This is a genomic window from uncultured Campylobacter sp., from assembly GCF_905373215.1.
GTDB lineage: Bacteria > Campylobacterota > Campylobacteria > Campylobacterales > Campylobacteraceae > Campylobacter_B.
The window spans coordinates 1-24,531 of the sequence record NZ_CAJPRT010000023.1 but is presented as its reverse complement, the minus strand read 5'-3'; the positions used below and the strand labels follow the sequence as shown (position 1 = coordinate 24,531).

General features: G+C 47.0%; 26 protein-coding genes, 4 tRNA genes, 2 pseudogenes and 1 CRISPR repeat array. Of the genes and pseudogenes, 16 read left to right on the top strand and 16 right to left on the bottom strand.

Features of this window, described 5'->3' with window-relative positions:
* The 4 genes from QZ176_RS09010 to QZ176_RS08995 all read right to left on the bottom strand — a co-directional run.
* Positions 1 to 1,225, bottom strand: a 1,225-nt coding sequence (locus QZ176_RS09010; RefSeq protein ID WP_295152954.1) for a tyrosine-type recombinase/integrase, incomplete at its 3' end; no start/stop codon positions are given.
* Between the two features lie 238 nt (positions 1,226 to 1,463).
* Positions 1,464 to 1,539, bottom strand: a tRNA-Lys gene (locus QZ176_RS09005).
* 11 nt (positions 1,540 to 1,550) lie between these two features.
* A tRNA-Asp gene (locus tag QZ176_RS09000) sits at positions 1,551 to 1,627 on the bottom strand.
* Between the two features lie 60 nt (positions 1,628 to 1,687).
* A tRNA-Val gene (locus tag QZ176_RS08995) sits at positions 1,688 to 1,763 on the bottom strand.
* Positions 1,764 to 1,891: 128 nt separating this feature from the next.
* Here QZ176_RS08995 and QZ176_RS08990 point away from each other — a divergent pair.
* Positions 1,892 to 2,479: a transglycosylase SLT domain-containing protein gene (locus QZ176_RS08990; protein ID WP_295152952.1), complete on the top strand. Its 588-nt coding sequence runs from the start codon at positions 1,892 to 1,894 to the stop codon at positions 2,477 to 2,479.
* Positions 2,480 to 2,530: 51 nt separating this feature from the next.
* Positions 2,531 to 3,571: a 3-deoxy-8-phosphooctulonate synthase gene (locus QZ176_RS08985; RefSeq protein WP_295152950.1), complete on the top strand. Its 1,041-nt coding sequence runs from the start codon at positions 2,531 to 2,533 to the stop codon at positions 3,569 to 3,571.
* A gap of 458 nt (positions 3,572 to 4,029) precedes the next feature.
* Here the strand turns inward: QZ176_RS08985 and QZ176_RS08980 are convergent, their stop codons facing one another.
* From QZ176_RS08980 to QZ176_RS08970, 4 genes are all read right to left on the bottom strand, one after another.
* Positions 4,030 to 4,455, bottom strand: a complete 426-nt coding sequence (locus tag QZ176_RS08980) for a hypothetical protein (protein ID WP_295152949.1) — start codon at positions 4,453 to 4,455, stop codon at positions 4,030 to 4,032.
* A gap of 456 nt (positions 4,456 to 4,911) precedes the next feature.
* On the bottom strand, positions 4,912 to 5,148 hold the full coding sequence (locus tag QZ176_RS08975; protein ID WP_295152947.1) for a hypothetical protein: 237 nt from the start codon (positions 5,146 to 5,148) through the stop codon (positions 4,912 to 4,914).
* Between the two features lie 3 nt (positions 5,149 to 5,151).
* Positions 5,152 to 5,460: a DarT ssDNA thymidine ADP-ribosyltransferase family protein gene (locus QZ176_RS10500; protein ID WP_365951804.1), complete on the bottom strand. Its 309-nt coding sequence runs from the start codon at positions 5,458 to 5,460 to the stop codon at positions 5,152 to 5,154.
* Positions 5,453 to 5,851 carry a hypothetical protein gene (locus QZ176_RS08970; protein WP_295152945.1) on the bottom strand — a complete coding sequence of 133 codons (399 nt, stop codon included), beginning with the start codon at positions 5,849 to 5,851 and terminating at the stop codon, positions 5,453 to 5,455. The genes QZ176_RS10500 and QZ176_RS08970 overlap by 8 nt, the downstream gene beginning before the upstream one ends.
* Before the next feature lie 256 nt (positions 5,852 to 6,107).
* Between QZ176_RS08970 and QZ176_RS08965 the strand changes: the two genes are divergently transcribed.
* A tRNA-Glu gene (locus QZ176_RS08965) sits at positions 6,108 to 6,184 on the top strand.
* 55 nt (positions 6,185 to 6,239) lie between these two features.
* On the opposite strand, the gene QZ176_RS08960 is transcribed toward QZ176_RS08965, so the two are convergent.
* From QZ176_RS08960 to cbiM, 4 genes are read right to left on the bottom strand one after another with little or no spacing between them, the layout of a single operon-like run.
* Positions 6,240 to 7,016 carry an ABC transporter ATP-binding protein gene (locus QZ176_RS08960; RefSeq protein ID WP_295152943.1) on the bottom strand — a complete coding sequence of 259 codons (777 nt, stop codon included), beginning with the start codon at positions 7,014 to 7,016 and terminating at the stop codon, positions 6,240 to 6,242.
* On the bottom strand, positions 7,013 to 7,660 hold the full coding sequence (locus QZ176_RS08955) for an energy-coupling factor transporter transmembrane component T (protein WP_295152941.1): 648 nt from the start codon (positions 7,658 to 7,660) through the stop codon (positions 7,013 to 7,015). The genes QZ176_RS08960 and QZ176_RS08955 overlap by 4 nt, the downstream gene beginning before the upstream one ends.
* Complete coding sequence (locus QZ176_RS08950; protein ID WP_295152939.1) at positions 7,657 to 8,298, bottom strand: hypothetical protein; 642 nt, start codon at positions 8,296 to 8,298, stop codon at positions 7,657 to 7,659. The genes QZ176_RS08955 and QZ176_RS08950 overlap by 4 nt, the downstream gene beginning before the upstream one ends.
* On the bottom strand, positions 8,295 to 8,894 hold the full coding sequence (gene cbiM / locus QZ176_RS08945; protein ID WP_295152937.1) for a cobalt transporter CbiM: 600 nt from the start codon (positions 8,892 to 8,894) through the stop codon (positions 8,295 to 8,297). The genes QZ176_RS08950 and cbiM overlap by 4 nt, the downstream gene beginning before the upstream one ends.
* A gap of 53 nt (positions 8,895 to 8,947) precedes the next feature.
* Here cbiM and QZ176_RS10495 point away from each other — a divergent pair, with 53 nt between their 5' ends.
* Entirely contained in the window at positions 8,948 to 9,256 is a 309-nt protein-coding gene (locus tag QZ176_RS10495; protein ID WP_365951800.1) for a hypothetical protein, read from the top strand.
* A gap of 88 nt (positions 9,257 to 9,344) precedes the next feature.
* Positions 9,345 to 9,467: a pentapeptide repeat-containing protein gene (locus QZ176_RS10490; protein WP_365951808.1), complete on the top strand. Its 123-nt coding sequence runs from the start codon at positions 9,345 to 9,347 to the stop codon at positions 9,465 to 9,467.
* Between the two features lie 208 nt (positions 9,468 to 9,675).
* Here the strand turns inward: QZ176_RS10490 and QZ176_RS08935 are convergent, their stop codons facing one another.
* Positions 9,676 to 10,425, bottom strand: coding sequence for a DUF4198 domain-containing protein (locus QZ176_RS08935; protein WP_295152933.1), 750 nt, complete (start codon positions 10,423 to 10,425; stop codon positions 9,676 to 9,678).
* Positions 10,426 to 10,565: 140 nt separating this feature from the next.
* Here QZ176_RS08935 and serS point away from each other — a divergent pair, with 140 nt between their 5' ends.
* The 5 genes from serS to QZ176_RS08910 all read left to right on the top strand — a co-directional run bounded on the left by serS (position 10,566) and on the right by QZ176_RS08910 (position 16,580).
* Complete coding sequence (gene serS / locus QZ176_RS08930; protein WP_295152931.1) at positions 10,566 to 11,816, top strand: serine--tRNA ligase; 1,251 nt, start codon at positions 10,566 to 10,568, stop codon at positions 11,814 to 11,816.
* A gap of 7 nt (positions 11,817 to 11,823) precedes the next feature.
* Entirely contained in the window at positions 11,824 to 12,612 is a 789-nt protein-coding gene (locus QZ176_RS08925; RefSeq protein ID WP_295152929.1) for a hypothetical protein, read from the top strand.
* The gene (gene rsfS, locus QZ176_RS08920) at positions 12,609 to 14,093 is read left to right on the top strand and encodes a ribosome silencing factor (RefSeq protein WP_295152927.1); all 1,485 of its coding nucleotides are present in this window, start codon (positions 12,609 to 12,611) and stop codon (positions 14,091 to 14,093) included. Before QZ176_RS08925 ends, rsfS begins: the two co-directional genes overlap by 4 nt.
* Before the next feature lie 9 nt (positions 14,094 to 14,102).
* Positions 14,103 to 15,476 carry a sodium-dependent transporter gene (locus QZ176_RS08915; protein ID WP_295152925.1) on the top strand — a complete coding sequence of 458 codons (1,374 nt, stop codon included), beginning with the start codon at positions 14,103 to 14,105 and terminating at the stop codon, positions 15,474 to 15,476.
* Between the two features lie 522 nt (positions 15,477 to 15,998).
* The gene (locus tag QZ176_RS08910; protein WP_295152923.1) at positions 15,999 to 16,580 is read left to right on the top strand and encodes a LysE family translocator; all 582 of its coding nucleotides are present in this window, start codon (positions 15,999 to 16,001) and stop codon (positions 16,578 to 16,580) included.
* 543 nt (positions 16,581 to 17,123) lie between these two features.
* Here QZ176_RS08910 and sodB read toward each other — a convergent pair.
* Positions 17,124 to 17,747, bottom strand: coding sequence for a superoxide dismutase [Fe] (sodB, locus tag QZ176_RS08905; protein WP_295152921.1), 624 nt, complete (start codon positions 17,745 to 17,747; stop codon positions 17,124 to 17,126).
* Positions 17,748 to 18,108: 361 nt separating this feature from the next.
* On the opposite strand from sodB, the gene QZ176_RS08900 reads away from it, so the two are divergent.
* The 6 genes and pseudogenes from QZ176_RS08900 to QZ176_RS08875 all read left to right on the top strand — a co-directional run bounded on the left by QZ176_RS08900 (position 18,109) and on the right by QZ176_RS08875 (position 23,014).
* A complete protein-coding gene (locus QZ176_RS08900) occupies positions 18,109 to 18,555 on the top strand; it encodes an SMR family transporter (RefSeq protein WP_295152919.1) in 447 nt (148 codons plus the stop codon).
* A 36-nt stretch (positions 18,556 to 18,591) separates the two neighbouring features.
* On the top strand, positions 18,592 to 19,062 hold the full coding sequence (gene ribH / locus QZ176_RS08895; RefSeq protein WP_295152917.1) for a 6,7-dimethyl-8-ribityllumazine synthase: 471 nt from the start codon (positions 18,592 to 18,594) through the stop codon (positions 19,060 to 19,062).
* 1 nt (position 19,063) lies between these two features.
* A pseudogene (gene nusB / locus QZ176_RS08890) lies at positions 19,064 to 19,438 on the top strand (transcription antitermination factor NusB); the annotation flags it as partial.
* 650 nt (positions 19,439 to 20,088) lie between these two features.
* Positions 20,089 to 20,775, top strand: a complete 687-nt coding sequence (gene pyrF / locus QZ176_RS08885) for an orotidine-5'-phosphate decarboxylase (RefSeq protein WP_306528803.1) — start codon at positions 20,089 to 20,091, stop codon at positions 20,773 to 20,775.
* A gap of 186 nt (positions 20,776 to 20,961) precedes the next feature.
* Positions 20,962 to 21,322: direct repeats of the CRISPR family, unit length 30 nt; unit sequence GTAGAATTCCATCCCGTTGGGAATTGAAAC.
* A 346-nt stretch (positions 21,323 to 21,668) separates the two neighbouring features.
* Positions 21,669 to 21,921, top strand: a pseudogene (locus QZ176_RS08880) (helix-hairpin-helix domain-containing protein).
* A gap of 235 nt (positions 21,922 to 22,156) precedes the next feature.
* Positions 22,157 to 23,014 carry a DUF3108 domain-containing protein gene (locus tag QZ176_RS08875; RefSeq protein ID WP_295152915.1) on the top strand — a complete coding sequence of 286 codons (858 nt, stop codon included), beginning with the start codon at positions 22,157 to 22,159 and terminating at the stop codon, positions 23,012 to 23,014.
* A 28-nt stretch (positions 23,015 to 23,042) separates the two neighbouring features.
* Here QZ176_RS08875 and QZ176_RS08870 read toward each other — a convergent pair whose 3' ends face one another.
* Both QZ176_RS08870 and QZ176_RS08865 read right to left on the bottom strand, forming a co-directional pair.
* Positions 23,043 to 24,059, bottom strand: a complete 1,017-nt coding sequence (locus QZ176_RS08870) for a hypothetical protein (RefSeq protein WP_295152913.1) — start codon at positions 24,057 to 24,059, stop codon at positions 23,043 to 23,045.
* Positions 24,060 to 24,238: 179 nt separating this feature from the next.
* Positions 24,239 to 24,531 (bottom strand): thiamine phosphate synthase (locus QZ176_RS08865; protein WP_295152911.1); only part of this gene is annotated, 293 nt, incomplete at its 5' end.

Here is a 24,531-nt window from a genome sequence, read left to right as displayed (position 1 = left end):
AAAATTTAAACCCCAACCCCTTTAAATAACCTAGCCACCATGTTAGAACCCTACGCGTATTCTCAATGTTCGTAGCTTTGTTATAAATCTTTTGTATCTCTCTTTGTGCATGAAAAAGGGTGCGTTCAATGCTATAAGGATCCAGCTTGTTCTCATGGATTTTTTCATATGCAAAGGTTTCTAGTATCTTTCTAAAAGAGTGAAAGACTAGTCTATTCTTAGCTATTACGGGGGCATAGGTTTTAAGCGCTTTAACTAGAGTCATATCGCTTAGTACCTCTCCTTGCGTATTAGCAAAGCATAACGGGCAGCTACTATTATGAGCGTGTAACCTTTGCAGCCATTGCCCTACTTCTCTAGGAAGTCCCAGATGTTCATCACCATTGCTTTTTACCTTATTCTCATCTTGTGGAAATAGTAAGTAGTATTCTCCATCATCGCCCACTTTTAAATGCTCATGGGTTAAATTTCTTACATTTGAGCTTCTTAGCCCCGTAAGCAGTCCAAAGATCAAAGCATTCTTAACACCTATTTGGTGAGGATAGTTCATGATAAATTTAATAAGTACGGTTAAATCCAAGTCATCTTTTATATATGGGTATTCGCTATGGCGAGGTATATTATAAAAGTCCTTAAACACCTCTTCTGCAAATAATGGATTTTTAGAAATATCTCTTATACGAGCATATCTGAATAGTCTTTTAATAAGTTTAAATAAAATTTCTAAGGAGGCGTACTTCTCATTATCGTAATAATAATCCAGTATCGGCATAATATCCTTTTTGCTTATCTTGTTTATATCTTTGTCACAAATATCCCTTAAAGCCTTAAAGCTCATATCTCGTCTTTTAGAGGTTGCCAATGCGACGTTGCCGTTATGTCTGCGAAACTGTCTATAAACGCTTGCCAGAGTATTTTTAGCAGGAGTTAGCTTAGCAGAATCATCTATCATTAAACCTTTAAGAGTTGCTTTGGCTTCACTTAGACTTATCTCATCTGCATTGCCTAAAGACTTAATTAGCTTGCCGCCTAGCGAATAGTGATAGTACCTATGGGTTGTTTGCTCTCCCTTTTTATTAAATGAGCGGTAAAATCTAACTGCTATATGCTCATCTATCATTTCTACCATAGTATTTTTGCGATGAGGCAGGGAGAAATTTCTGATCACTTTATCGGGGTCTGTTTTAAAAGACGGGTCGTCTTTAATCTTAGAAAAAACCTTCATAACTGCTTGTCCTTTAAAATTTAATATAGTTTCATAGGGCAAATTATAAAAGTTTCCAAAGAGCTTAGCAAGCTTAAGAGCTACTATACATTTTTTAATATATAGTAGTTTCTCTTAAACCGCCTGTATAATCTAGCGTTTTTAGCATTTGAAATTTTTTTGAAAAAATTTGAAAAAGCCGTAAAACAGGGCTTTTAAAAAAATCAAAAAACTAAAAATAGGGGGAAAATTTGATAGATGGTGTCCTGCGTTGGATTCGAACCAACGACCCCCTCATTAAAAGTGAGATGCTCTACCTACTGAGCTAGCAAGACATCGTAAGAAGTGGCGCGACGAATGGGGCTCGAACCCACGACCTCCGCCGTGACAGGGCGGCATTCTAACCAGCTGAACTACCGTCGCACCAAAAATCACACTTACAGCGCAAGTGCTAAAGAAGTATGAAATCCTTGGATTTCAAAATGGTGGTCGCTGTAGGGATCGAACCTGCGACATCCACCTTGTAAGGGTGGCGCTCTACCAGCTGAGCTAAGCGACCGTTTGAGTTTAAAAAAGAAATGTGATTATATATACAATATGATTAATTTTCACTTAAACAATGGCTAAAAAACCCAAATTGTGCTATACTTGCAAAATAAAATTTCACCGAAGGTCGCGTAAATTTAGATGAAAAAGTCGGTTCTTGCTCTGTTTTTGACGCTTCAGGCGTTCGCCTACTCACCGAATGAGATCGTAAATGCCATCGCCGCAGTAGCGCAAAACGAAGGGGTAAAGCCTGAAATTTTATACACCATCGTCAAAATCGAAAGCGACTTCGAGCCCTACACGATCTCCTTTTTGACAAACAAAGCAAACGCCGATTATTTTGCAGGCCTGCGCAATCAAAATATCCGCATCAAGACGAGCAACTACAGCCTAAATTCCAGCAAATGGGTCGTTACGATTATACCAGCAAACGAAATTTACGCCGTGCAGATCGCCAAGTATCTGTACGAGGACGGATTTAGCATTGACGTAGGACTCGGGCAGCTAAACGCCGTAAATTTCAGTCAAAATGAGATCGATTATATATTCAACCCGATGTATAACCTCACCAAATGCGCCAAGATCCTGCGCAAATGCTGGAATGCCAAAAATAAAAATATCAAAGACACGATCGAGTGCTACAACTACGGCATGCGCAAGCGCTACTCAAACCCCTACTACAAGCGCTTTTACGAGCATTACGAAAAATTTTTCGGCAAGCCCTATTAAGAGTTAGTAAAATTTCGCTAAAATCGCGCAAATTTTAAAAAAGGACATTTCATGATATTGATCGCAGGACCCTGCGTGATCGAAAGCCGCGAGCTGATAATGAAAGTCGCGGAAAGTTTACGCAAATTTAACGAAATGAGCGGGGTAGAATTTTACTTCAAAAGCAGCTTCGATAAAGCCAACCGCACCAGCATCTCAAGCTTCCGCGGCCCGGGGCTTGAGCGCGGCTGCGAAATTTTAGCCGAAGTAAAGGAAAAGTTCGGCTATAAAATTTTAACCGACATCCACGAAAGCTACCAGGCAGAGCCCGTCGCGCGCGTTGCCGACGTGCTGCAAATACCTGCTTTTTTGTGCCGCCAAACCGACCTTCTCGTCGCCGCAGCCAGCACGCAAGCGGTAGTAAATATCAAAAAAGGTCAGTTTTTATCGCCGCAGGCGATGAAACACAGTGTCGAAAAGGTGCTACAAACCCGCAGCGCACGGGCTTATACACCGCAAAGCGGCGCGGCATCTAGCGATACAAAGGCCGCTCAAAACAGCGTCTGCTCCGACGATGCCGAAATTTGCGGCGCGCCAAGCGGCGCTCGAAGCAGTACAAATAGCGGATCTTCGGCGCTAGGCGCGCAAAATTATTGCGGTGCACGATTGGACGCGCAAAATTCCGCCTATGCTTGCGATGCTTCGAATGCCGTAAATTCTATTCAAAACGCCCCGCAGCCGAGCAGCGAAGGGATGCACGATCTGGCGCGCCGTTACGGCGTCTGGCTCACCGAGCGCGGCAGTACCTTCGGCTACGGAAATTTGATCGTCGATATGCGCTCGCTGCCGATTATGCGCGAGTTTGCGCCGGTCATTTTCGACGCGACGCACAGCGTGCAGATGCCTAGTATCGGCGCTACGAGCGGCGGCGACTCGCGCTTCGTGCCGTATCTCGCGCGAGCGGCGGCGGCCGTGGGCGTGGACGGCTTTTTTTACGAGACACACCCTGATCCCGCCCACGCACTTTCGGATGGGCCGAATATGCTAAATTTGCAGCAGCTAGAGCGCGTTGTAGCCCAGACGCTCGCGATTCAAAAAGCACTCGGATTTTAGCTCGCGATACCTTGGATTAAATTTAAACCTCACGCCAATGCTCACGAATTTTGCGCTTAAAATTCGCAAACATGGCTCTATCTCGCAAAATTTCCCTATCTTTAATTTCGTATTTTTGACTTAAATTTAAGTAAAAATTCATGGTTATACAACGTTCTTCTGTTTTATTTCAAAGAGCGCAAAAATGGATTATGCCAAATTAATCTCGTAAAGAGCAGAGAGACAGTCGCGAAGACTACTAAAACGCTCGATCACTTCTATCATTCATTTTATATGATCAACAAAGGCGCAGAAATTTTGGGTAAGATGCTGAAATAAAACTTACGGTGAGCCCTTACGCAAATATTTTAGAATTTTGCAATTAGCCATTTTGCAACTGCAAAAGCGCGCAAAATTCTAAAATCACCAGATAAATTTATAAATTTTATCGTCGTAAATGCAGCTCGATGCTTTAGCGGCTATCTAAGATTTTTTATAGTAACATCTGCGTTTATATTTTCTCTTATGTAACCTATTTCCCCTATGTGACCGATCCCATCAATGCTTATCGTTGTCGGAATGTCTGGGACATAAACATCTGTATCTAAATAAAATCTAACTTTTTTGTCAGAGCTGTAAGAGTATTCTACGTAATGCACGCAGACCCCGAACAATATAATAGCTATCGTTAATAACGATATCGCGGTTATGCCGCTAAAGACTAGTTTTAATAATCTTTCGATATCCCCTCCGTTAAAAGAAACTTTCTCTTTTATTGCAGCCTTCTTTTCAGGGATAAATTCTTTGCTATTTTCAGATTTACTTTTGGGTACAAGTAGCGTAAGGACTATGAATAGTAATATCAATGCGGTTATACTGCTAAAAATCGCCGTTGATTTCTCCATATTTTCTCCTTTAAAATAGACTTTCTCTTTTAAAATTTTTACAGTAAAAATCAAAAAATGTATCCTTATCTGCAAAAATTTCTTTAAAAATTCCGTTTCGGCTTAATGCTACAAAGAGTGCGGCAGCACGAGATTGAGCGGAAAATGACTTTTTAGGATTAAATTCTATATCGCTGAAATAATCATATTTTAAAACTTCATCCGCTAAATTTGGATTTTGTTTTAGAGCGCTTAGATATAAAAAATCATAAAAATACGTTTTTGGCTCGGTACTAAAACGTTCACCGAAAAGCTCAAATCCACAAAAATTTCCGCTATTTTTTAACGGCGAATATTTTTTAGGATGAACTTTAGCACTAAAAATAATCTCTTCAAAGGGACCGCCTCGCTCAAAAAATTTTGAGCCTTGAAAAAACCGTTCAACGCTAGCTTCTATTAAATTTTGATCTTCATCTTTTAACGAAGCTTTAAATTAAAAGCGCTTAATGCTCTGCCTAAAGGGCTTGGTGAAGCATTGCTAATTTCTAAAATTTTTTCGCTTTTAAGCTCTCTTTTAGCACTATTTAAAAGACTATCTATTGATTTTATCTTTTGAGATAACGCAAAGCCGCTAAAAAATTCAAATTTTATATCTACGCTTTTTACAAAAGGACTCTTATCTATCGCATAAAAAATCGGTCTAATAGCATGCATTTTCTAACTCCTAACTAGCGGTATTATTTCGCTTATAAATTTTAGCGGAATCTTTTCGTAAATCATAACTTCAGCTTGTGAAATTTTGTATAAACTATTTTGAGCTACGTCGTATGACGGAAATTCTTGTATAGAATAAAGACTTATAAAATTTAAATAGTTTTTGATAGTGCTATACCTTCCAATATGCGCTGCATTTGCCGTGGCGTTTTGATCACTCATAATAAAGGCATGATAAAATAACACGATCGGAGATATTAAAATAATAGCAAGGTTTTCATTTTTATGCCTATCGATAAAAGTGTTAAGCATACAATTTATCGCCTATGACAGATAAATGCACATAATCCCCTAAATTGCGTCTATTATCTAGCTCATTGGATAGCTCGTTAGTTAATAAATTTGGTCCTATGCCATTATTTTTTAAATAGTTCATACAAAAAATTCCACTCATTTTTATAATAGAGCTTAAATTTGAAAGTTTTGTTAAATGGATAAAATCGTAGTATTTATCCTCGTATTCAAAATTGTCTTTAATAAAAGCTCGAGCTTCTTGGTAATTTTCATCCTTGCTCAAATTAAATTTAGGCTCTGATTTAAAGTCTGTGATATTACTAGATTTAGGGATATTTGGATAGTGAAAATTTTTGCAACGCGAAAATTTCTTTATATTCGCAATAGCGGCGTCTAGACTGGAATACATAACAAATCCTTAAAATTAAATTTAAGGTAAATGATACTCTCTCTCTCTTAAATTTTGACTTAAAATTATGATGGTTTTTTAATAGAAATTTATAAGTAATTTACTTAATATATAAAATTTTTGCTGCATAGGCTTAGTGATTTTTTACTCATCACACATATCGAAATTTAACCGCAAGGATATCAAACCGCTATTCTGCGCTTTATTTTGTATCTTTATCTAAAATTTTGTTTTTGTCGCTATAATGCGGCTTCTTGACCTTTTCGTCTAGTGGCTCAGGACGTTGCATTCTCAGTGCGAAAACGCGTGGTTCAAATCCCGCAAGGGTCGCCATTATGGACTTATACAAGCCTCTTGATTTTAAACGATAAATTTATCTATGATTTTATCATGGGCTTTCATACAGCCCGTTAGATTTCAAATAATAGATTTTATCCGCGATTTTATCGATGAAGCTTTTATCGTGCGAGACGATGATTTCGCTTACGTCAAGCCCCGCCAAAATCCCCGCCACGCGCTCCTGCATCGCCTCATCAAGCGCCGTCGTAGGCTCGTCCAGTAGCAGTATCCTAGGCTCGCACACCAGTGCGCCCGCAAGCGCCACCAGCTTTTTCTCGCCGCCGCTTAGATGAAATGGCACCCGCTCGCGTAGATGCTCGATTCCCAAGCGTCGCAGCGTCTCCAGCGCCTTGCGCTCGATCTGCTCTTCGCTTAAAATTTCAAGCTTTTTTAGATGGTCGTTTTCGCTGCCCTGTCTTAAAATTTGCGCCTTACGACCAAAAAATTTAGAAAAAATTCCACGTTTTTGCTCCGCATTTTGCGCTCGTTTTAGCCGCTCATTTTGCGCACGCAGGCTAAATGCGACGTCCTCAAACACGCTCGCGCACAAAAATTGATCGTCGCTGTTTTGAAATAAAAACCCGATCTCGTGGCGAAATTTTACAAAATCCTCCGCGCACTCGAGCTTCTCGCCGAAAAGTTCGATTTCGCCCTCGCCCCATTGCCTTAGGCCGCCTAAAATTTGAAGCAGGCTCGTCTTGCCCTGCCCGTTCGCGCCCAAGATCGCCACTTTTTCCTTATGCCCTACGCTCAAATTTACGCCGCGAAAAATTTCTCGCTCGCCATTTGTGGCGCTTAAATCCAGCGCCTTAAGCGAACAGCTCATAAGATAGCTCCGATTTTAATAGATACGCACGCCAGCACGAACGCCAAAAACGAGGCCTCCGAGACCCTCAAGCCTTCGCGACGTTCGTAAAATAGCCTACCGCAAAATCCTCGCGCGCTCATCACCAGGCTTAAATTTCTTGCTTGCTCAAGCGCCGAAATCGCTAAAATCCCGATCAAATTCGCATAAATTTTATAGGTGAAAATTCCGCTCGTCCCCACAAATCCGCGCATTCGCAAAAGTGCTTGCAGTCTCGCTAAATCCGAACGTAAAAAATTTACGAATCGCCCGCAGCAATACACCAAAGAGCTTAGCTTTTCGCCGAGCCCGAGCCCGTAAAATCCGCGCGCGAAAAAATATTCGTCTTTGCCGTAAAATAGCAAAATCGCAAATACCATTATCAAATTTGCGCGTAAAAATATCACGCCCGCAAGCTCGTAGTTGCCGACTATGGCGGGGCTTAACGCGCTTAAAATCGCAAAGATATTTAATACCGCAAGCCTTGTGCAGACCGCACGCGCAATCGAAATTTTAAGCGCAAAAAGAAGTAGCGGCGGGGCAAAAAACGCCGCGTAAAGCTGCCCGCTAAGTCCGACGCCGAAGCTGAAGATGAAAAACGCGAGCAGTGATACGGCGGGGCTCATTTGCGCGCTCTTTTCGCTAGCCACATTAAGCCAAAAAAGCCGAAAATTAAGACCAAACAAAGCGCGATTTTAGGCGCCTCTGCGGACTGGCTTTGAAACGCCATGCTCCTAATATCGCTCTTAGGACTTTCTTTTAGCAAGATGCTTTGCGAGGCGGAATTTTCCAAAGGCTCGGAAACGCTTGAAATTTTATTTTCAGGCGTACTAGCTTTCGGCGCGATATTTTCGGGCGCGCTGTCTTTAGCCGCGGAATTTTTAGCGGCGTTCAAATTTTGCGGCACAGGATTTTCAGAAACGTTAGAATTTTGTGGCGTGGAATTTTCAGGATCACCGGAATTCTGCGGCGTAAAGTTCTCGGCACTAAATTCCATCTGCGCGCCGTGCCCTGCACCTCCGTAAATTTGAATAGTAAAATTTTTAGCCGGGATCTTTATACTCGCAAGTCCCTCTTTATCGGTCCTAGTGCGCAAAATTTCGCGCCCGTCCGCACTAATTAAAACTTCGCACTCCATGCAGGGAGAATTTTTATAAAAATAGCTATAAATCGCCACTCTATCGCCCTCTTGAGTCGCAAAAAGATGAAGCGCATGCGAAAATGCGAAGGAGCTCAAAACCGCTAAGAAAAATAGCGTTCTCATCGCCTCTGTCCGCCGTAAAATTTCGCAATAAAGCTAAGCGCAAAAAGGGTGATGATCCCTTCCAAAACAGCTAGAGCCGCACCTTCGAGCGAGATAAGCGTCGCAATAGCAAAAAACTCCCGTCCGCTGATGAAAAGCACGAGATCAAGAAGCAGCATCGAGCAGACGATCGGCACTAAGCCCGCCAAAAATAGATAAATTTTTTGCGTGCGCGCTTTTAGCTCTTGCGCTTTTGCGGCGGCGGCAAAGAGCCCACCCAAAACCGCTGGAAAGCCGATGACTGTGGTATTTACGCCGAGCACGCTAAGCCCCCCGAAGCCGAAAAATACCCCTTGCAAAAATAGCGCGACGAAAATCGCCAAGATCGCGCGCGAGCCCAAAAACGCGCCCACGAGCCCGCTTAGCATCAAATGCATGGAGCTGACGCCTACGGGCAGGTGCACAAAAGATGCGACGAAAAATAGCGCGCTAAAACATGCAATCCTCGGGATTTCAGACTGCCTTACGCGCCATAAAATCGCCGCCACGGCAGGCGCCGTAACCGCCCAGCCAGCTAGCAGCACGGGCGCGCTCAAAACTCCTTCGCTAATATGCACGGCTCGCCTCCTTTAAATCGCCCCTGTTTTTTAGACGCGCAAAAACGCGCGAAGTGGCTAAATTTAAGGCATTTGCAACCTTTGCGATAATCGCTTTGATTACTACAGGTCTTGCTTTTACAGCTTTAGTCGCGATAAAATTTGCGGCTGTAAAACTCGCAGCTTGCGTCCTATTTGCGGCGGCTGTTAGCGCAAGACTCGGAGCGGTCTCGGAACCGCTTACGGAACCAATAAATTTGATAAATTTTACGGCTCGCACGGCGCAAGAATTTTCGCTTGCTACAATTGCAGGAGCGGCGAGCGGATTTTGCAATGCAAAATTTAAGGCTCCGAGCGATCTCGGTGCGGTGCTCTCGCGGTAAAACAGAGCCTGTGAAATTTTAAAAGGCAGGGTTTGCAGAATTTCAAAAAACGAAATTTTGCGTGCTGGTATTTTACGCTCGCAAAACCATGGATATGAAATTTTACGGCTCGAAGCTACTAAGGGCGGATTTCTACCGAGCAAAATTTCACGCAGCAGAGCTTCGTTACTTAAAATTTTACTCGGCGAAATTTTGCTCCGTAAAGTTTTAACCAAACCCCGAGACGCAGACTGTGCGCGGGTGCAAAACGACAAAATTCTACCCCGTAAAATTTTAGCCGCAGAATTCGCTGGAAATTTTACATCGCCAAGCAAAACGCGCGAAAATAAAATTTCAAAGCCCTGCCCAAGCGTAAATTTAAATTTATCCGCAGCGACGCAAATTTCACCAGAAAAAAGAGATCTCACCGAGCCGCTCCGTTATTTTTTCAGCTCGTCTGCTTTGATCCAAAGCACGGCTCCCAGCTCATTTACGGGCTGCTCGCTTCCTTTGGCGGCTTCCTCCTCGCTAAGAGCCGCAAAGCCCCACCAGCCGGCAACCGGCATCACGAAGCTAAACTCGCCCGTGCCGTTGGTTTTAACGACCTGCGTGACATGCGCCTCGCTAGGGGCTTTATAGCCCTTATCGTTATATAGCTCGATCTCCACGTCCGCGCCCGGAACGGGCTTTCCGTGTAGTAAAAAAACTCCGCTAAATATCTCGCCCGCATACAGCGCATAAGGCCGCACTAGCGGCACGATCTCCGCCTCTAGCCCGAGCGGCTTATCCCAGCCTTCGCCCGCGCCGTAAGCATCGACGTAGGTTTTGGTGATATGGCGGATCATCTTGCGCTCAGCCGGCTCAGCATATGGTTTCGGATCGAAATAAAACGCTAAAAGCGATGGCTTGTCAGCTTTAAATTCCGCCGTAAAATAGGAATTTTCGCCCTTTTTCTGCTCTTTTAGGCTACCTAGGAGCGATTTTTTCTCACCATCAATAAAAACGCCAAATTCTGCGGGCTTTTGTAGATTCATAGACTCCTGTAAAAACGGATGGGAGAATTCCAAATTTAGCTTTACAATAGCATCTTTTTGATCCTCTACGACATTTTTGTCCGTCGTAAGAACGCCGAAATGCGCGAACGCAAGGCTCGCCGCGAAAATTCCTAAAAAAGCAAATTTTGCCTTCATGTAATACCTTTCATAATAAAATATTACGGAATTGTATCACTTTTTTTCATCCGTATTGCTTAAATGTGGGTTTATTTTGAGTATTTAAAGCAAACTTTGGTTAAAATGTCGCAATTTAAATTACCAAAAAGAGGCAGAAAATGATAAATTTAAAACTTATCGAGACGAATTTCGACGAATTTAATAAAAAACTCATCGCCAAAAAAGTCCCGCCGCAGACCCTGCAAACGCTACTAGATGCCTACAACGAGCTAAAATCTAAAAAGACGGAGCTGGAAAACCTTCAAGCCGTGCAAAATGCAAAGAGCAAGGAGCTTGGCCTTGCCGCGCGCGAGGGCAAGGACGTAGGCGCGCTAAAATCGCAGCTTGAGGGAAACAAGCAAAAGATCCAAAGCCTAAGCGAGCTCGTAAATGAGCGCGAGCAAAGCTTAGAAGCGATCGCCGCGTGCGTGCCGAATATCATCGACGACGACGTGCCGATCGGTGCGGACGAGAACGAAAACGTCTGTATCAAAAAAGTCCTGCAGCCGCGCACGTTCGACTTCGCGCCTAAGCAGCACTTCGATCTCGGCGAGGCGCTGGGATGGCTTGATTTCGAACGCGGCGTCAAGCTCAGCGGCAGCCGCTTCACAGCGATCCGAGGTCTTGGCGCGAAGCTGAATATGGCTCTCATCAACTACATGATCGAATTTAACAACTCGCGCGGCTTCGAGCTCGTAAATATGCCGTTTTTGGTGCGCGATCAGATCCTCTACGGCACGGGCCAGCTGCCTAAATTTAAAGACGACCTCTACCGCGTCGACGACGAGGAGCAAAACCTCTACCTCATCCCTACGAGCGAGGTTACGGCGACAAATCTCTTTAACGATGAAATTCTGCGCAGTGAGGAGCTGCCGATCAAGCTCACCAGCTACAGCCACTGCTTTCGCAAGGAAGCGGGCTCGGCGGGGCGCGATACGCGCGGCATGATCCGCCAGCATCAGTTCGAAAAGGTCGAACTCGTCGCCATCACGCGCCCGCAAGATAGCGCAAAGATGCTTGAGGAGATGATTTCATGCGCGAGCGATCTGCTAGCTAGCCTAGGTCTTCCGCACAGACATATGCTGCTTTGCAGCGGCGATCTGGGCTTTAGCGCCGCAAAGACTGTGGATTTGGAGGTTTGGCTGCCGGGGCAGAACCAATACCGAGAGATCAGCTCGATCAGCAACTGTCGCGATTTTCAGGCGCGCAGAGCCAAGATCCGCTTCAAATACGGCAAGAAAAACAGCCTCGTTCACACGCTAAACGGCTCCTCGCTCGCAGTCGGTCGCACGCTGATCGCGGTGATGGAAAACTACCAGCGCAAGGACGGCAGTATCGAAATTCCGCGCGTTTTAGAAAAATATATGTAGGCGGCCCGTGCGAAAGCCTTACAAAAACCCAAATTCTAACGCCCGCTTCGCAACCGCGGGATTTTGCGCGGAAAAATTTAGAAAGCGCGGCGTTAAATTTTTCGTGCTGCAAAACGCAGGATTTTTTGCAAAAAAATTTGGTAGCACGAAATTTTGCGGCGCAGAGCCCAGGGCTCACGATGCCGCGCTTCGCGATTTTAAATTTTGCAATGAAACGCTTCGTCATACGCGACAAATTCGGCAATCACGGCACTCGCATTTTAAATTTCACGACGAGAAATTTAATGGCACGAAATTTACGACCTACGGAACAGAATTTTTAGGGGCGGACTTTCGTGGCGCGGAATTCTGCAAATCAAAATTTATGGCACGCGGCGTCAAATTTTACAAAGCAGAATTACGCGAGACGGGTTTTTTAGCTCGCACTGCGAAATTTTATGCGGCTAAATTTCACGGCGCGAAATTTCAGGAGATGAAGTTTCGGACGCCAAATTTAGAGCTTAAAATGAAATTTAACGCAGCGAAATTCGGCGGGGTAAAATTCCGTGGTAGCGCGCTTTTAAAATTTGCCGCCGCAAAAGGGCTGCGACGCAGTCCTAGCCTTTGTGCCGCTGCGCCTTTTAAATTTACCGCGCCGCAAAACGCGGGATTTTTTGCAACAAAATTTGGCGAAACGGAATTTTGCGGCGTAAAATTTCATAAAGTAAGATTGCACCGCGCAAAATTTTATACCGCGGAATTTGCGGCGAAGTGCGAGAAATTTTGCGGCGCGAAACGGCGCGGAGCGGGCGCGTGAAAATCGCACTTTTCGGCGGCAGTTTCGATCCGCCGCACGCAGGACACGATGCCGCGGTAAAGGCGATCTTATCCAACCTAAAGCCCGATTTACTGATCATAATGCCGTCGTTTCTAAACCCGTTTAAAAAGAGCTTTTCGGCGCCGCCGCAGCTGCGGCTTAGATGGTGCCGCGCGCTGTGGAGCGATGCCCCGGGCGTGGAGGTGAGCGATTATGAAATTTCGCAAAATCGCTCGGTACCCACGATACAAAGCGTAAAATTTCTGCTCGAAAAATACGGCGCAAGCGGCAAAATCACGTCGGAAACGGCATGCGGAACGGGTGAAACCCCAGCAGCCGTAACGGATAGGGCTCTACCTAACGGCGCAAATATTGCGGATAAAATTTCTGCCGGTGCTTATACTCCTGGCAGTGCAGACGAAATTTTACCCGAGAAGACGGACGGGGCTTTGTCGTGCGATATAGGTAAAATTCTAAGCAGCGACGCCTGCTCCGCCGATATTACGGGCGGGACGAGCATCCCCGCTAACGCAAAAAACGAAGCCCTGCAAGGCGGAATGGCGAATCAAATTTCGGTTGGTAGCAAAAGCGTAATGGACAAAATTTCGCAAAGCAAGGCGGGTGAGATTTCGGCCGACGGTAGAAATAAGGCGGGTAGCGCAAACGATGCGAGCAAAATTTTAAATACCGTTGCGGACAAAATTTCAAGCGCAAGCGGAATTTCAAGCGGCAATGCGAATTGCATGGCCGACGCAAGCGGCGCAAATTGCATGGGTAGCTCAAATAGCGCAGGTGACACAGGCAGCGTAAATGATGCGGATGACGCGAGCGATGTGAGTAGTGCAGATGAAGCAAGCAAAGCAAACAGCGCGAACCATACAGACACAGCACCAAAGCTCTACATCGTCGTGGGTGCCGACAACCTAGCCGAGCTTCATAAATGGCGCGATTTTAGCGAGCTGCGGAAATTAGCGGAGTTTGTCGTGCTTACGAGACCCGGCTACGAGATCCCGCGGCAGTGGGCGGCTCTAAGGCGCATCGAGATTGCTGTAGATGCGAGCTCAAGCGATTTTAGGCGAGATTTCAAAGGCGAAATCCCGCCCAAGATCGCAGCAGAGGTCATAAAATTTTATAAAAGGAAAGATATGCAAGATCCAAAGCAAAGGGCGGAGCGGATCGCCGAAATTTTAAATGAAAAGAAAGCCGAAGATGTCCAGATCATCGATATGAGTGAGCGCGAATACATCGCAAAGCTCGTAGTTATCGCTACTACGCTAACCTCCCGCCACGCAGCCTCGCTTATCGAGGAGCTAAAAAGCGTGCTAAAGCCGCTCGGCGAGGAGTTTTTGGCTATCGAAAGCGGCGATGAATGGAGCGTCGTTGATCTCGGCGACATCATAGTCCATCTCATCAGCGAGGCTTACCGCGCCAAATACAATATCGAGGACTTCCTCGATAAGCTCAAAAAAGAGCAATTTTAAGGAGGGAGCGTGCCGAGACAGACCTGGAGCAGCAAGCTCACATATATTTTAACCGTCGCGGGCGCCACGATCGGCTTTGGTTGTACATGGCGATTTCCATATTTAGTCGGCGAAAACGGCGGCGGCGCCTACGTGCTCGTGTTTTGCATCGCGATGATCGTACTTGGCATCCCGATGATCTTAGTAGAAAACGTCATCGGACGCCGCGCGCTAAGAAACTGCGTCGATGCCTTCGCAGCGCCTAAAAAGGACGGCTCACGGATAAAGCCCGCATGGAAGATCGCCGGCATCATGGGCGTAATCGGCGCGTTTGGAATTTTAGCCTACTATATGGTCCTTGGCGGCTGGGTGCTAACCTACATCGTAAATATCCTCACGGACGGCTTCGACCTCTCCGCGCGGATCACCGACCCCGCATTCACGCAGAAATTCTACGCAGATCACATCGAAAATAGCCCGCTTAGCGTCGGAGCTTACACGATCATTTTCATAGCGATCAACTGGTACATTTTGAAAAACGGCATCATCGAGGGGATCGAAAAATTCGTAAAATTTCTAATGCCCGCGCTATTTTTGTGCTTCATCGCGGTGATCCTTACAAATTTAACGCTGGAAGGGGCAAAGGAGGGCGTGAAATTTTACCTCGGCGTCGATTTTGCAAAGATCACGCCCAAGCTTTTGATCGACGTTTTGGGGCAGGTCTTTTTCGCGCTATCGCTCGGATTCGGCGTGATGATCACGCTGTCTAGCTTCCTCAACAAAGATGAGAAGCTGATGCAAACGGCCACCATCACCGCAGTCGTAAACACCCTCATCGCCGTGCTTGCGGGCTTTATGATCTTCCCGTCGCTCTTTAGCGCAGGACTTGAGCCAAGCAGCGGCTCGTCGCTGGTTTTTAAGAGCCTGCCGATCGCGTTTTCGCACATGCCGTTCGGCAACGCCGTCGCGGTGGTCTTTCTCTCGATCCTGCTCATCGCCGCGCTTACGACGTCGATCACGATCTATCAGGTCATCATAAATTTCGTCGAGGAGCGCTTCGGCTTTTCAACGTTAAAGGCGGTAAATTTAACGCTCGGCGGCGTCTTCGTGCTCGGCAACCTACCCTGCATACTCTCAAGCAGCGTGCTTGCGGACGTTAAAATTCTGGGGCGCTCGGTTTTCGACGCCTTCGACTTCGTAAGCGCGAACGTATTTTTCGTGCTAACGGCGCTTCTATGCTGCATCTACGTGGGCTGGGTGCTAAAAAAGGATGCGATCTACGAGCTCACCAACGAAGGCGATCTAAGCGCGCGGCTCGCGGGAGTTTGGTTTTTGTATGTCAAATTTATCCTGCCGCTCATCATCGCGGTGATCTTCGGGTACGGGATTTTCGGCCAAATTTAAAGCCGCAAGAGCTTTAAATTTTAAATTTGCCTGTGGCGGTGCGACGGAATTTTTTAAAATTTCATTCGCTCCGTTACATACGCTGCGGCGTGAGCTTTTACGCGGTGCGACACATTGTATTGAAACTTGCGGCACGGCGATCTTGCGACTAGGTGCGAGACACCGCGCCGCATTTATAATATAAATTCAGCGCAGGCGTAGCCTGCCCCTTGTAAGGCGTCGTCGGGAGTTGGGCGGGGTTTGGGGCGAGCAGAGCAATACGGTGCTGCGGAAGAGCAGCGCCGTCTCTGCGAGAAGTGCGACCTCGCAACCGGGGCCCCTTCCCGCCCCATAAAAAGCTTTGACGCGTCAGCGAAGCGGGAGTCAGAATTTTAAAATTTTATCTGCACGCGCCGTGTAAGCGTGATAACAAACGCAAAAAGGCGCGGCGGAATTTTAAAATTTCACTCGCCGTCGCACTTTAAAATTTCCGCGGCAGGCGCGCGATAAATTTAAAATTTAGCCGCAATTTAGGGGTTTTCAATGCTTCTGTTTTTCTTTACGATCTTTCCGATATCGCTGATGCCGGGCATCAACATGACCTACGCGCTAAATCTCGGCATCGCGCGCGGCTATCTTAGGGCGCTGCCTGCGTTGCTCGCGCAGGTGCTGGGCGTCGCAGCCGTGGCGCTTGCGTGCATATTCGGCGTCGCGGGCATTCTGCTTGCGCACCCTGCGGCGCTTAGCGCGATTAAAATTTTAGGCGGCGCGTATATTTTTTATCTGGGCGTCGCGACCTTTTTAGCGCGCGGAAATTTCAAGCTGCAAAAACAAAAGCGCAGCGAAAATATCTTCTTCCAAGGCCTCGTAGTCGCGGTCTCAAACCCCAAGGCGTGGATATTTTTTACCGCGCTCTTTCCGCCATTTTTGGATGCGGGCAATCTTTTCGGCGCGCGCACCTTCGCTCTCGTGGCGATCTTATGCGCCAGCGAAAGCATCTGCCTTAGCATCTACGCGCTGGGCGGAGCGATGCTAAAAAATCTGCTAAAAACCCATCTGAAATATCTCGAAATTTTCTGCTCGGTGCTGATGTGTGCGATCGGACTGTGGATGATTTTGGGCTAAAATTTTGATTAAATTTAGCGCCCGAGTTTTGATGAAATTTTTAAATTTAAAAGATAGATTGAAAAGCGGTATTGCTGCGGCTAAATCTCAAGAAAAGCCCTTAAAATTTAGCCGCCAGCTTTGAATTAAAATTTTAAGCGATCGGTCGCGTGCAGCAAGCGCCGCGGCGATTATCGTCCAGGGTCGCTTGCGGTGCGTCTAAACGATTTGCGGGCGGCGTTCACGTCCTCCGCAGCAAATCTGCGTCCATGGCGAACATGCGGCACGTTTAAGCGATTTCGGTGCTACGAATAGTGAGTGCTGCCCTATTCACGCCGTGTCCGCAGCTAATCCACAGCGAACCCACGAGCGCTTAAGAGATTTCAGCTTTGTGTACTTCGCAAGCCTTATCTGCTCTACTCGGATTATGCGTTTAAAACGGATTTTAGCTCTGCGGGTAGCACCTCTTCCGTTTGTGACGTGCCCGCGCAATTTAAAATTTACGCAAGCGAAGCGCGACGGACCCAGATTTTTATATCGCCGCGTCCGCTTAAATTTTAAAATTTAATCTCTGCCGTGAAGCTCGTCAATGTAAAATTTCACCGAGCCGAGACCCTCTTTTTTCGCCCATTCATAGGCGCTTGAGACGAACTCCCAGTTGATACCTGCGTAGAATTTCTCCAAATATTTCGGGCGCGCATTGTACTCGTCGATGTAATACGCGTGCTCCCAAACGTCCACGACTAGAAGCGGCACGAGCCCTTCGGTCACCGGCGTGGCGGCATTTTGGGTCGCTTTAATGCAAAGCTTGCCCGATTTCGGATCGTAAGCGAGCCACACCCAGCCCGAGCCGAAATGCGCCGCAGCAGCAGCCAAAAACTCGCTTTTAAAATCCGCAAAATTTTCCGCTAGCGCCGATTTTAGCTCCGCGGAAGCCTCGCTAGGCTTTGCGATGCAATCCCAGTAAAAATCGTGGTTGTAAACCTGCGCTGCGTTATTAAAAAGCCCGCCGCTAGCCGCCGTTACGATCTCATAAAGCCCCTTGCCTGCAAACTCGCCCGATTCGGTAAGTTTATTTAAATTTGCCACATAGGTCGCGTGGTGCTTGCCGTGGTGATAATCACAGGTTTGCTTGCTTACGACCGCGTTGTGCGCCGCATCGAACGGCAACTCTCTAAGTTTAAACATCTTTCTCTCCTTGAAATGATTTGAAATGATTATATCCTAAAATTTCTAAATGATTAATAAAATTTATTATTTAGGATTAATTTTAAGATGAATTTCAATCTAAGCTCGCTCCTAATATAATCGTGCTTCAAATTTAAAATTTAGGCGGTTTTGAATAACCAAAGGCTTTGTTCTTATCCTCATTGGAGCGCTTTTTGAGTGCGACCGGGCGCACGGGTTTAAGTGCGCTGCCGGTGCGCACGAGCGGCTATTTACCGTCATCTGCGTAATTGCGAGCTTCTTTATATTTATGCTTGCTTTAAAATACGTCGGCGCGGCGCTCGCATACATCCTATAGGGGCTCGGCACGCTTTTTATCGTCTTGCTTGAAACGATCGTCGCGCTAAAAGAGGACTCGGAGATTAACCTGCTTCGCATATTTTTTATATTCACGCTAAACTTGGGCGTCATCTTGATAAAAAGCGAGAAATCGCGATCTACGGGCTATTTTTCGCTGATCGCGGGCTGCTTTGAGGTTAACGGCGTGGTGCTGCTTGGGCTATTTGCAAAAGGCGGTAGCTTCGCGCGTAAATGCGTCCTAACGGCGGCGATAAATTTCGCTCTCTCGCTTGGATTTTTGTCTCTCGCGATGAGCCAGATCCCGCTATCGATCGCCTACGCGATATGCAAGGGTATCGGCACGATCGGCACCGTGATCTTAGGCATATTCGTTCGCTGCGAGAAAATTTCTGCGCGCAAAGCGCCTGTTATTTCTCATAATTTCAAGCGCCGCGATGCTGAAATTAATTTAGAATTTTGGCGAATTTAGCTAAGCTTAGCGCTAAATTTAACGCAAAGGAAAACCATGAAAATCATCGAAGGCTCGCTTGCTCTTAAGGGCAGCGAAAAGATCCTAATCATCAACGCCCGCTTCAACCACATCATCACCGATCGCCTAGTCGAGGGGGCGCACGATGCGTTTTTGCGCCACGGCGGCAAGGAGGAAAATTTAAGCCTTATGCTGGTACCGGGCGCTTTTGAGATCCCGCTCGCGCTTGAAAAGGCGCTAAGCTCCAAGCTCTACGACGCCGTCGTCTGCCTAGGCGCGGTGATCCGCGGCTCTACTCCGCATTTTGACTACGTAAGCGCCGAGGTAAGCAAGGGTATCGCAAACACTATGCTAAAATACGGCGCACCCGTGACTTTCGGCGTGCTGACTACCGATAATATCGAGCAGGCGATCGAGCGAGCAGGCTCAAAGGCCGGCAACAAGGGCTTTGAAGCTATGAGCGGTGCGATCGAGCTTCTAAGTCTATTTCGCAACATAAAGGCGTAAAATGGCCACTAGACACCAAGCCAGGCTCGCTGCGATCTCGCTGCTTTACTCCCAAGATATGAACGGCGGCAGCGAGGACTTTGCGGACGAATATCTGGAAGAAAAGCGCATTCGCAACGAGCAGCGCAACTGGACGCTGGCGCTTCTGCGCGGCGCTAGCGAAAATCTCGCTGCAGTTGATGCGCTGATAGATGAAAATTTAAAGGAATTCAAGCTCGCCGAAATTTCGGCTCTGGAGCGCGCGATACTGCGGCTCGGGGCGTATGAGTTGCGCTTTACGGACACCGATGCGGGCATCGTCATCAACGAAGCGATCAACTCCGCCAAGGAGCTTGGCATCTCGCCAAAATTTATAAACGGCGTGCTGGATGCGCTAAAAGACAGCCCCGTAAACATCGCGGCGGATAAAATTTCCAAGCCGACTGCGACGGCAAGCGTAAATCCCGAGACAACCACGGAGGCAGTCAAAAATTTTAAGCCTGCTGCGGCGAAAAACTCCGCTGTTTCGGGCAGCAACGATACGGCGAAAAATTTCATCCCCGCAGGCGCGGACGGCGATACGAAAAATTTTACGAGAGCAAAGAGGAGCGGCACGCCGAAAAATTCTACGGCGAGCAGAAGCAGACCGTCTAAAAAGCCCGCTAATTTGAAAACTCGCAGCGCGTCCGCAAAAAAATCCGAATCCACCGCGAGCAAAAAATTTAAAACGGAGAGAAATTTCAAGACCGGGGATAAATTTAAGACGGAAAAAACGGGCAAAAATTTCAAAACGGGCGAGCGAGGTAAAAATTTTAAGGCAGGCGAACGAGGCAAAGACGTCGCGCCGAAAAGAGAGGGTGCGGATAGAAATTTCAGAGTCGGCAAAAGCGCGGCGCCGAAAAAGAGCACTACGGATAAAAATACTGCGCCCAAAAGTAGCGCGGGGCGCAAAATCTCTACCGCGCCGAAAAAATCTGCGGGCGGCAGAGGCGCCGTCTTAAAAAGACCTGCGGGCAACAAAGGCGTGGTGCGCGGCAAGGATAAGCAGTGAAACTCTGCGTAGCGCTCGATCTAGGCTCGAAGCAGCAGTGTTTGCAGCTAGCGGAGGGGCTTGCCGATTTGGCCGATAAAATTTGGCTCAAAGTTGGGCTGCGAGCATATTTGCGCGACGGTGCGGGATTTATTGAGGAGCTAAAAAAGCTCGGAAATTTTAAAATTTTCCTCGATCTAAAGCTCTACGACATCCCAAACACGATGGCAGACGCCGCCGAGGAGATCGCTAAGCTCGGCGTAGATATGATAAACGTGCACGCAAGCAGCGGCAAACGCGCGATGGGCGCGGTGATGCAGCGGCTAAACAAGCTCGGTTCGCGCCCGCTGGTGCTTGCAGTCTCTGCGCTAACGAGCTTTGATCAGGCGGAATTTAGCGTGGTTTACGAGCAAAATTTAAGCGACGCCGTGCGTAAATTTAGCGTGATGAGCTACGAAGTGGGGCTTGACGGCATGGTCTGCTCGGCGTTCGAGAGCCGCCTGATAAAGGACGCCACGAGCGCAAAATTTATCACGCTCTGCCCGGGCGTACGGCCATTTGGCGAGAGCGCGGCAGATCAAAAGCGAGTAGCGGATCTGGGCGTCGCGCGCGAGGCGGGGGCTGATTTTATCGTGATCGGTCGGCCGATCTATCAGGCGCAAAACCCGCGCGAAATTTGCGAGCGGATTTTGGGTCAAATTTAGCGCTCGAGCTTGCATAAAATTTGACGCAAGCTCGTTTTAAGCAGAGTTTCCGCGCACAAGAAATTTTAATCAAAATGCGCACAAAGGCAGCTTGGATGACGCCAAAGCGCCGTCGTCATCTTTTTACAAAATCCGTTGGGAATTGAAACTATACTGTGAGTTATGTGATTCGCGATACCGATCCAAGTAGAATTCCATCCCGTTGGGAATTGAAACGAAAGATAGCGGATGATGAAGGCGGCGGCTGGGGTGCGTAGAATTCCATCCCGTTGGGAATTGAAACTTGACAAAAAATAGCGGGGCTTTGAAGCTATAAAGTAGAATTCTATCCCGTTGGGAATTGAAACTGGCGAAAAAGTAGTAACTGAAAGCCCTAATAATGGTAGAATTCCATCCCGTTGGGAATTGAAACTTGGTTCAAGATGGCGCAGTGGAAAGGAGCGGACAAGCGTAGGATTCCATCCCGTTGGGAATTGAAACTTAGTTACGTAGCTGTCATAGACGTTGTTCCCTGTGAGTAGAATTCCATCCCGTTGAAGTTTGAAACAAACGCATCAGATTTTTGCATTTGGCGCAAGGCGGAAGCGTAAATTTACTCCGTTTGGGATTAAAAATGTTCAAACTTTGCCGCGCCCAAGCTCCCTGCTAGCTTGCGGATAAAATTTCCGATAACGAGCGCGGCAGCGGACGTCTTAACACTAAAAAGCGGCGCGCATAAGCGCGGCGGCGGCCCGGCGGCGAGATAAGATTTTAAAAATTTTCGCACCGCGTGAATAAAATTTTAAAATTTGCCTCGCACGAGTGAAATTTTGAAATTCCGCACTCTCAAGGGGTTTTAAAATTTCATCCAAATGGCGAGTCTGGCGAAATCTAAATAAAGATTGGAGTAAAATTTGAGTAAAGGCGCGAGCGATTTTAAGAAAATCCCCTATGCCGGCGAGGCGACAGAGGCCGATCTGCTGGCACTCGGCTACACTGACATCGCTTCGCTAAAGGGCGCGGATCTGAACGAGACGAATGAACACACAAAGGCGCTCGGGCGCGGCAGCGACAGGTGCATCCTCTATGTTTACCGAGACCAGCTACTACGCCAGCACGCCACGTCCCGACAAAGCCAAGCTGAAATGGTGGCTTTGGAAGGACTAAATTTACGAATTTGACCCGCGGCAAGCCGTTGAAAGCGGATCCGTTTAAATTTGATCGAATTTACAAGCAACCGACGCGGCTGTATCTGCAGCACGAAACGGCGCCTCACGGAAATGCAAGTTAGCAAGCGCATGAACGGCGCAGATTCCCGCGCAAGTTTTACGGGCGGCGCGTAAGAACGTAAATTTAACGGGCGCCGTATAATGGGGCGCCGCAAAGCGAAAGGACGGTAGGGATGAAATTTTTTGCTATTTTGATTTTATGCGCGAGCGCGCTTTTTGGCGAGACGATCAGCGCGAAATATGAGATTTCGTTCGGCGTTTTCGGCGCGGTCGGCAGCGCAAACACGCGGCTCGTGCGGCAGGGCGATCGCTACGAGATCGTCATGGACGCCGTTGCACAGGGCGTCGCGGGCAGCTTAAGCGGGCAAAGGCGCGAAAGCTTCCGCTCAAAGGGGCGCATTGTGGCGGGGCTTTTGATGCCCGATCTCTACGTCCACGAGGTCTCGCGCAAAAAGGGCAAAACGACGAAAAATGAGCGTAAAACCTACGCCTTCGACTATGCGCGCAAAACGATAAAATTTCAAAAGTTCAAGGGCGCGGGCGGCGAGCTACAGCTCGTAAGCGATGAAATTTTGCCCTATTTTGCGACGAACGACCTGCTGAGTTTGTTTTTCAATTTCTCTAAAATCCCACACTCGGGCGATAAATTTTTCGTCCGAGCCGCAGGCGCAAAAAGCGCCGACGGAAGGATCGACATCGAAAGGCCGCGCGGAAGCGCCGCCGCAAATATCGCGAGCGAGCTCGGCGTCGCGCCGCCTAGTGAGGCGGATACAAACTCCGGCGCAGCGGCAAGCGCAAGCTCTAGCGGAGCAGACACAAAAACCGGCGCAACGGACGTAAATTTTAAAGGGCGCGGCGCGGGCACAGATAAGCAGGTTGCGGCGATTTACGTGGTTTTCATCAACCAGCCGATATTTTCGAGCAGCCGAGGCGAGCTGCACCTGAGCCTAAACGAACGCGGTTACGCCGATCGCGCCGTTTTGAAGGACGTGCTGCTCTTCGGCGACATCCGCGCACGGCTCGTGGAATGAGACTTCGTAAATTCGAAAAATGCCTGAGTTAAAAATTTTTAACTCTTAAAAGATAATTCGGCGCGTCTAGGTCTTTATTAAATTTTAATTTCATATATTTTTTAAGCTCGTTATATTCTTTATTAGTGGGGATAAATATAAAAAATTTATTGTAAAGCGCGTCTATAATTAAAGCATCGACAAACCTACATGAAAATAAGCCTCCCTTAAACAAATGAAAAATCATTTGCGGTATAAAAAGAAAGATGACCGCTCCCATGCAGCAAAATAACATTATAAAGACTATCATAGAGTCATCAAATATCGCGCCATAAATATAAGCAAGTACGTATATGGCGAGGCAGGTTTTTCCTATAATCCTTTCCGTTTCCGTGTATTTTCGCGTTTCGCTTTCATAAACAAGCGCGAAAGTCTTTTTAAAATATAAAATATTATCAAATTTCATTACGAGCTGCTCGCCTGATTTTATACATTTTATGCTTGAGTTTAAAAATATAAATTTCCTTCCGTAATGCTGCGAAAAGCCATTAAGAGCCCTGGCAACCAAAGGTCCAGTAAGCAGAATATTCGCGACTTTTCTATCATAAGGGATGTTAGATACTAAATTTATAAACATAGCAAAACAAAGCAACGCTACTATAGCTATAATATTTATGATCGGCATATAGTCTTTTATGACTAGCGGCTCTTTGTCGTAATCACGAGTTTTAGCGCCCCGCGATGAAACACCGCCCGAGTTTAAATTTTGAAATTTTACCTCATCTTTTGAGTTTAAATTCGTGCCGTTTAAATTTCTATCTCGGAAATTTGCGGCGCAAAGATAATTGGCTTGCAATTTGGGGTCTACTGGATTAAAATTCGCATTTTTAAAGCTTTTGCTACTCAAATTTGTATCGTTTAAATTTAATGAGCTGCGATCCGTTGCATCGCTTAAATCCGCACCGTCAAAGATGTCAGCGCTAGCGCCTTTTCGCAGCTTTTGCTTTAAGTTCTGGTGCCCTTCGTTTAGAAGCTTTTTAGATTCCTCAAGCCGCACTTTATCCAAAAAATATCCTTAAGCTTAGATCGCTCGTATTTTATAACTTCGGGCTTAAATCCCAATAAATCGCGCCCGTTTCGCGCGTTTTTGATTTTATTAAAAGATGTATTTTGCATCGCGCCGCATGCGCGAAATGACGGCAGCAAGGGCACGACAAAGGAAACAGACCACATTTTCGGATCGATTTATTTCTTAAATTTTCTTATGAAATCGCTCGCGTCCCGCGCCGCCATCGCTGAGCTCATAACGGCGATCCTATCGGCCCCCGCGCGTAGGACGGAGGCAAAATTGCGCGGCGTTATGCCGCCCAGCGCGTAAATTTCGCCGTCGTAAAACCCACGCACGGCGCGGATCAAATTTAGCCCCCTCGGCATGAGCCCCGCCTTGCAATCAGTCGCGAATATGTGGCTCAAGCAGATCGCGCTCGCGCCCAGCTCCAGCGCCTCGCGCGCCTCCGCCTCGCTGTGGCAGGAAGCGA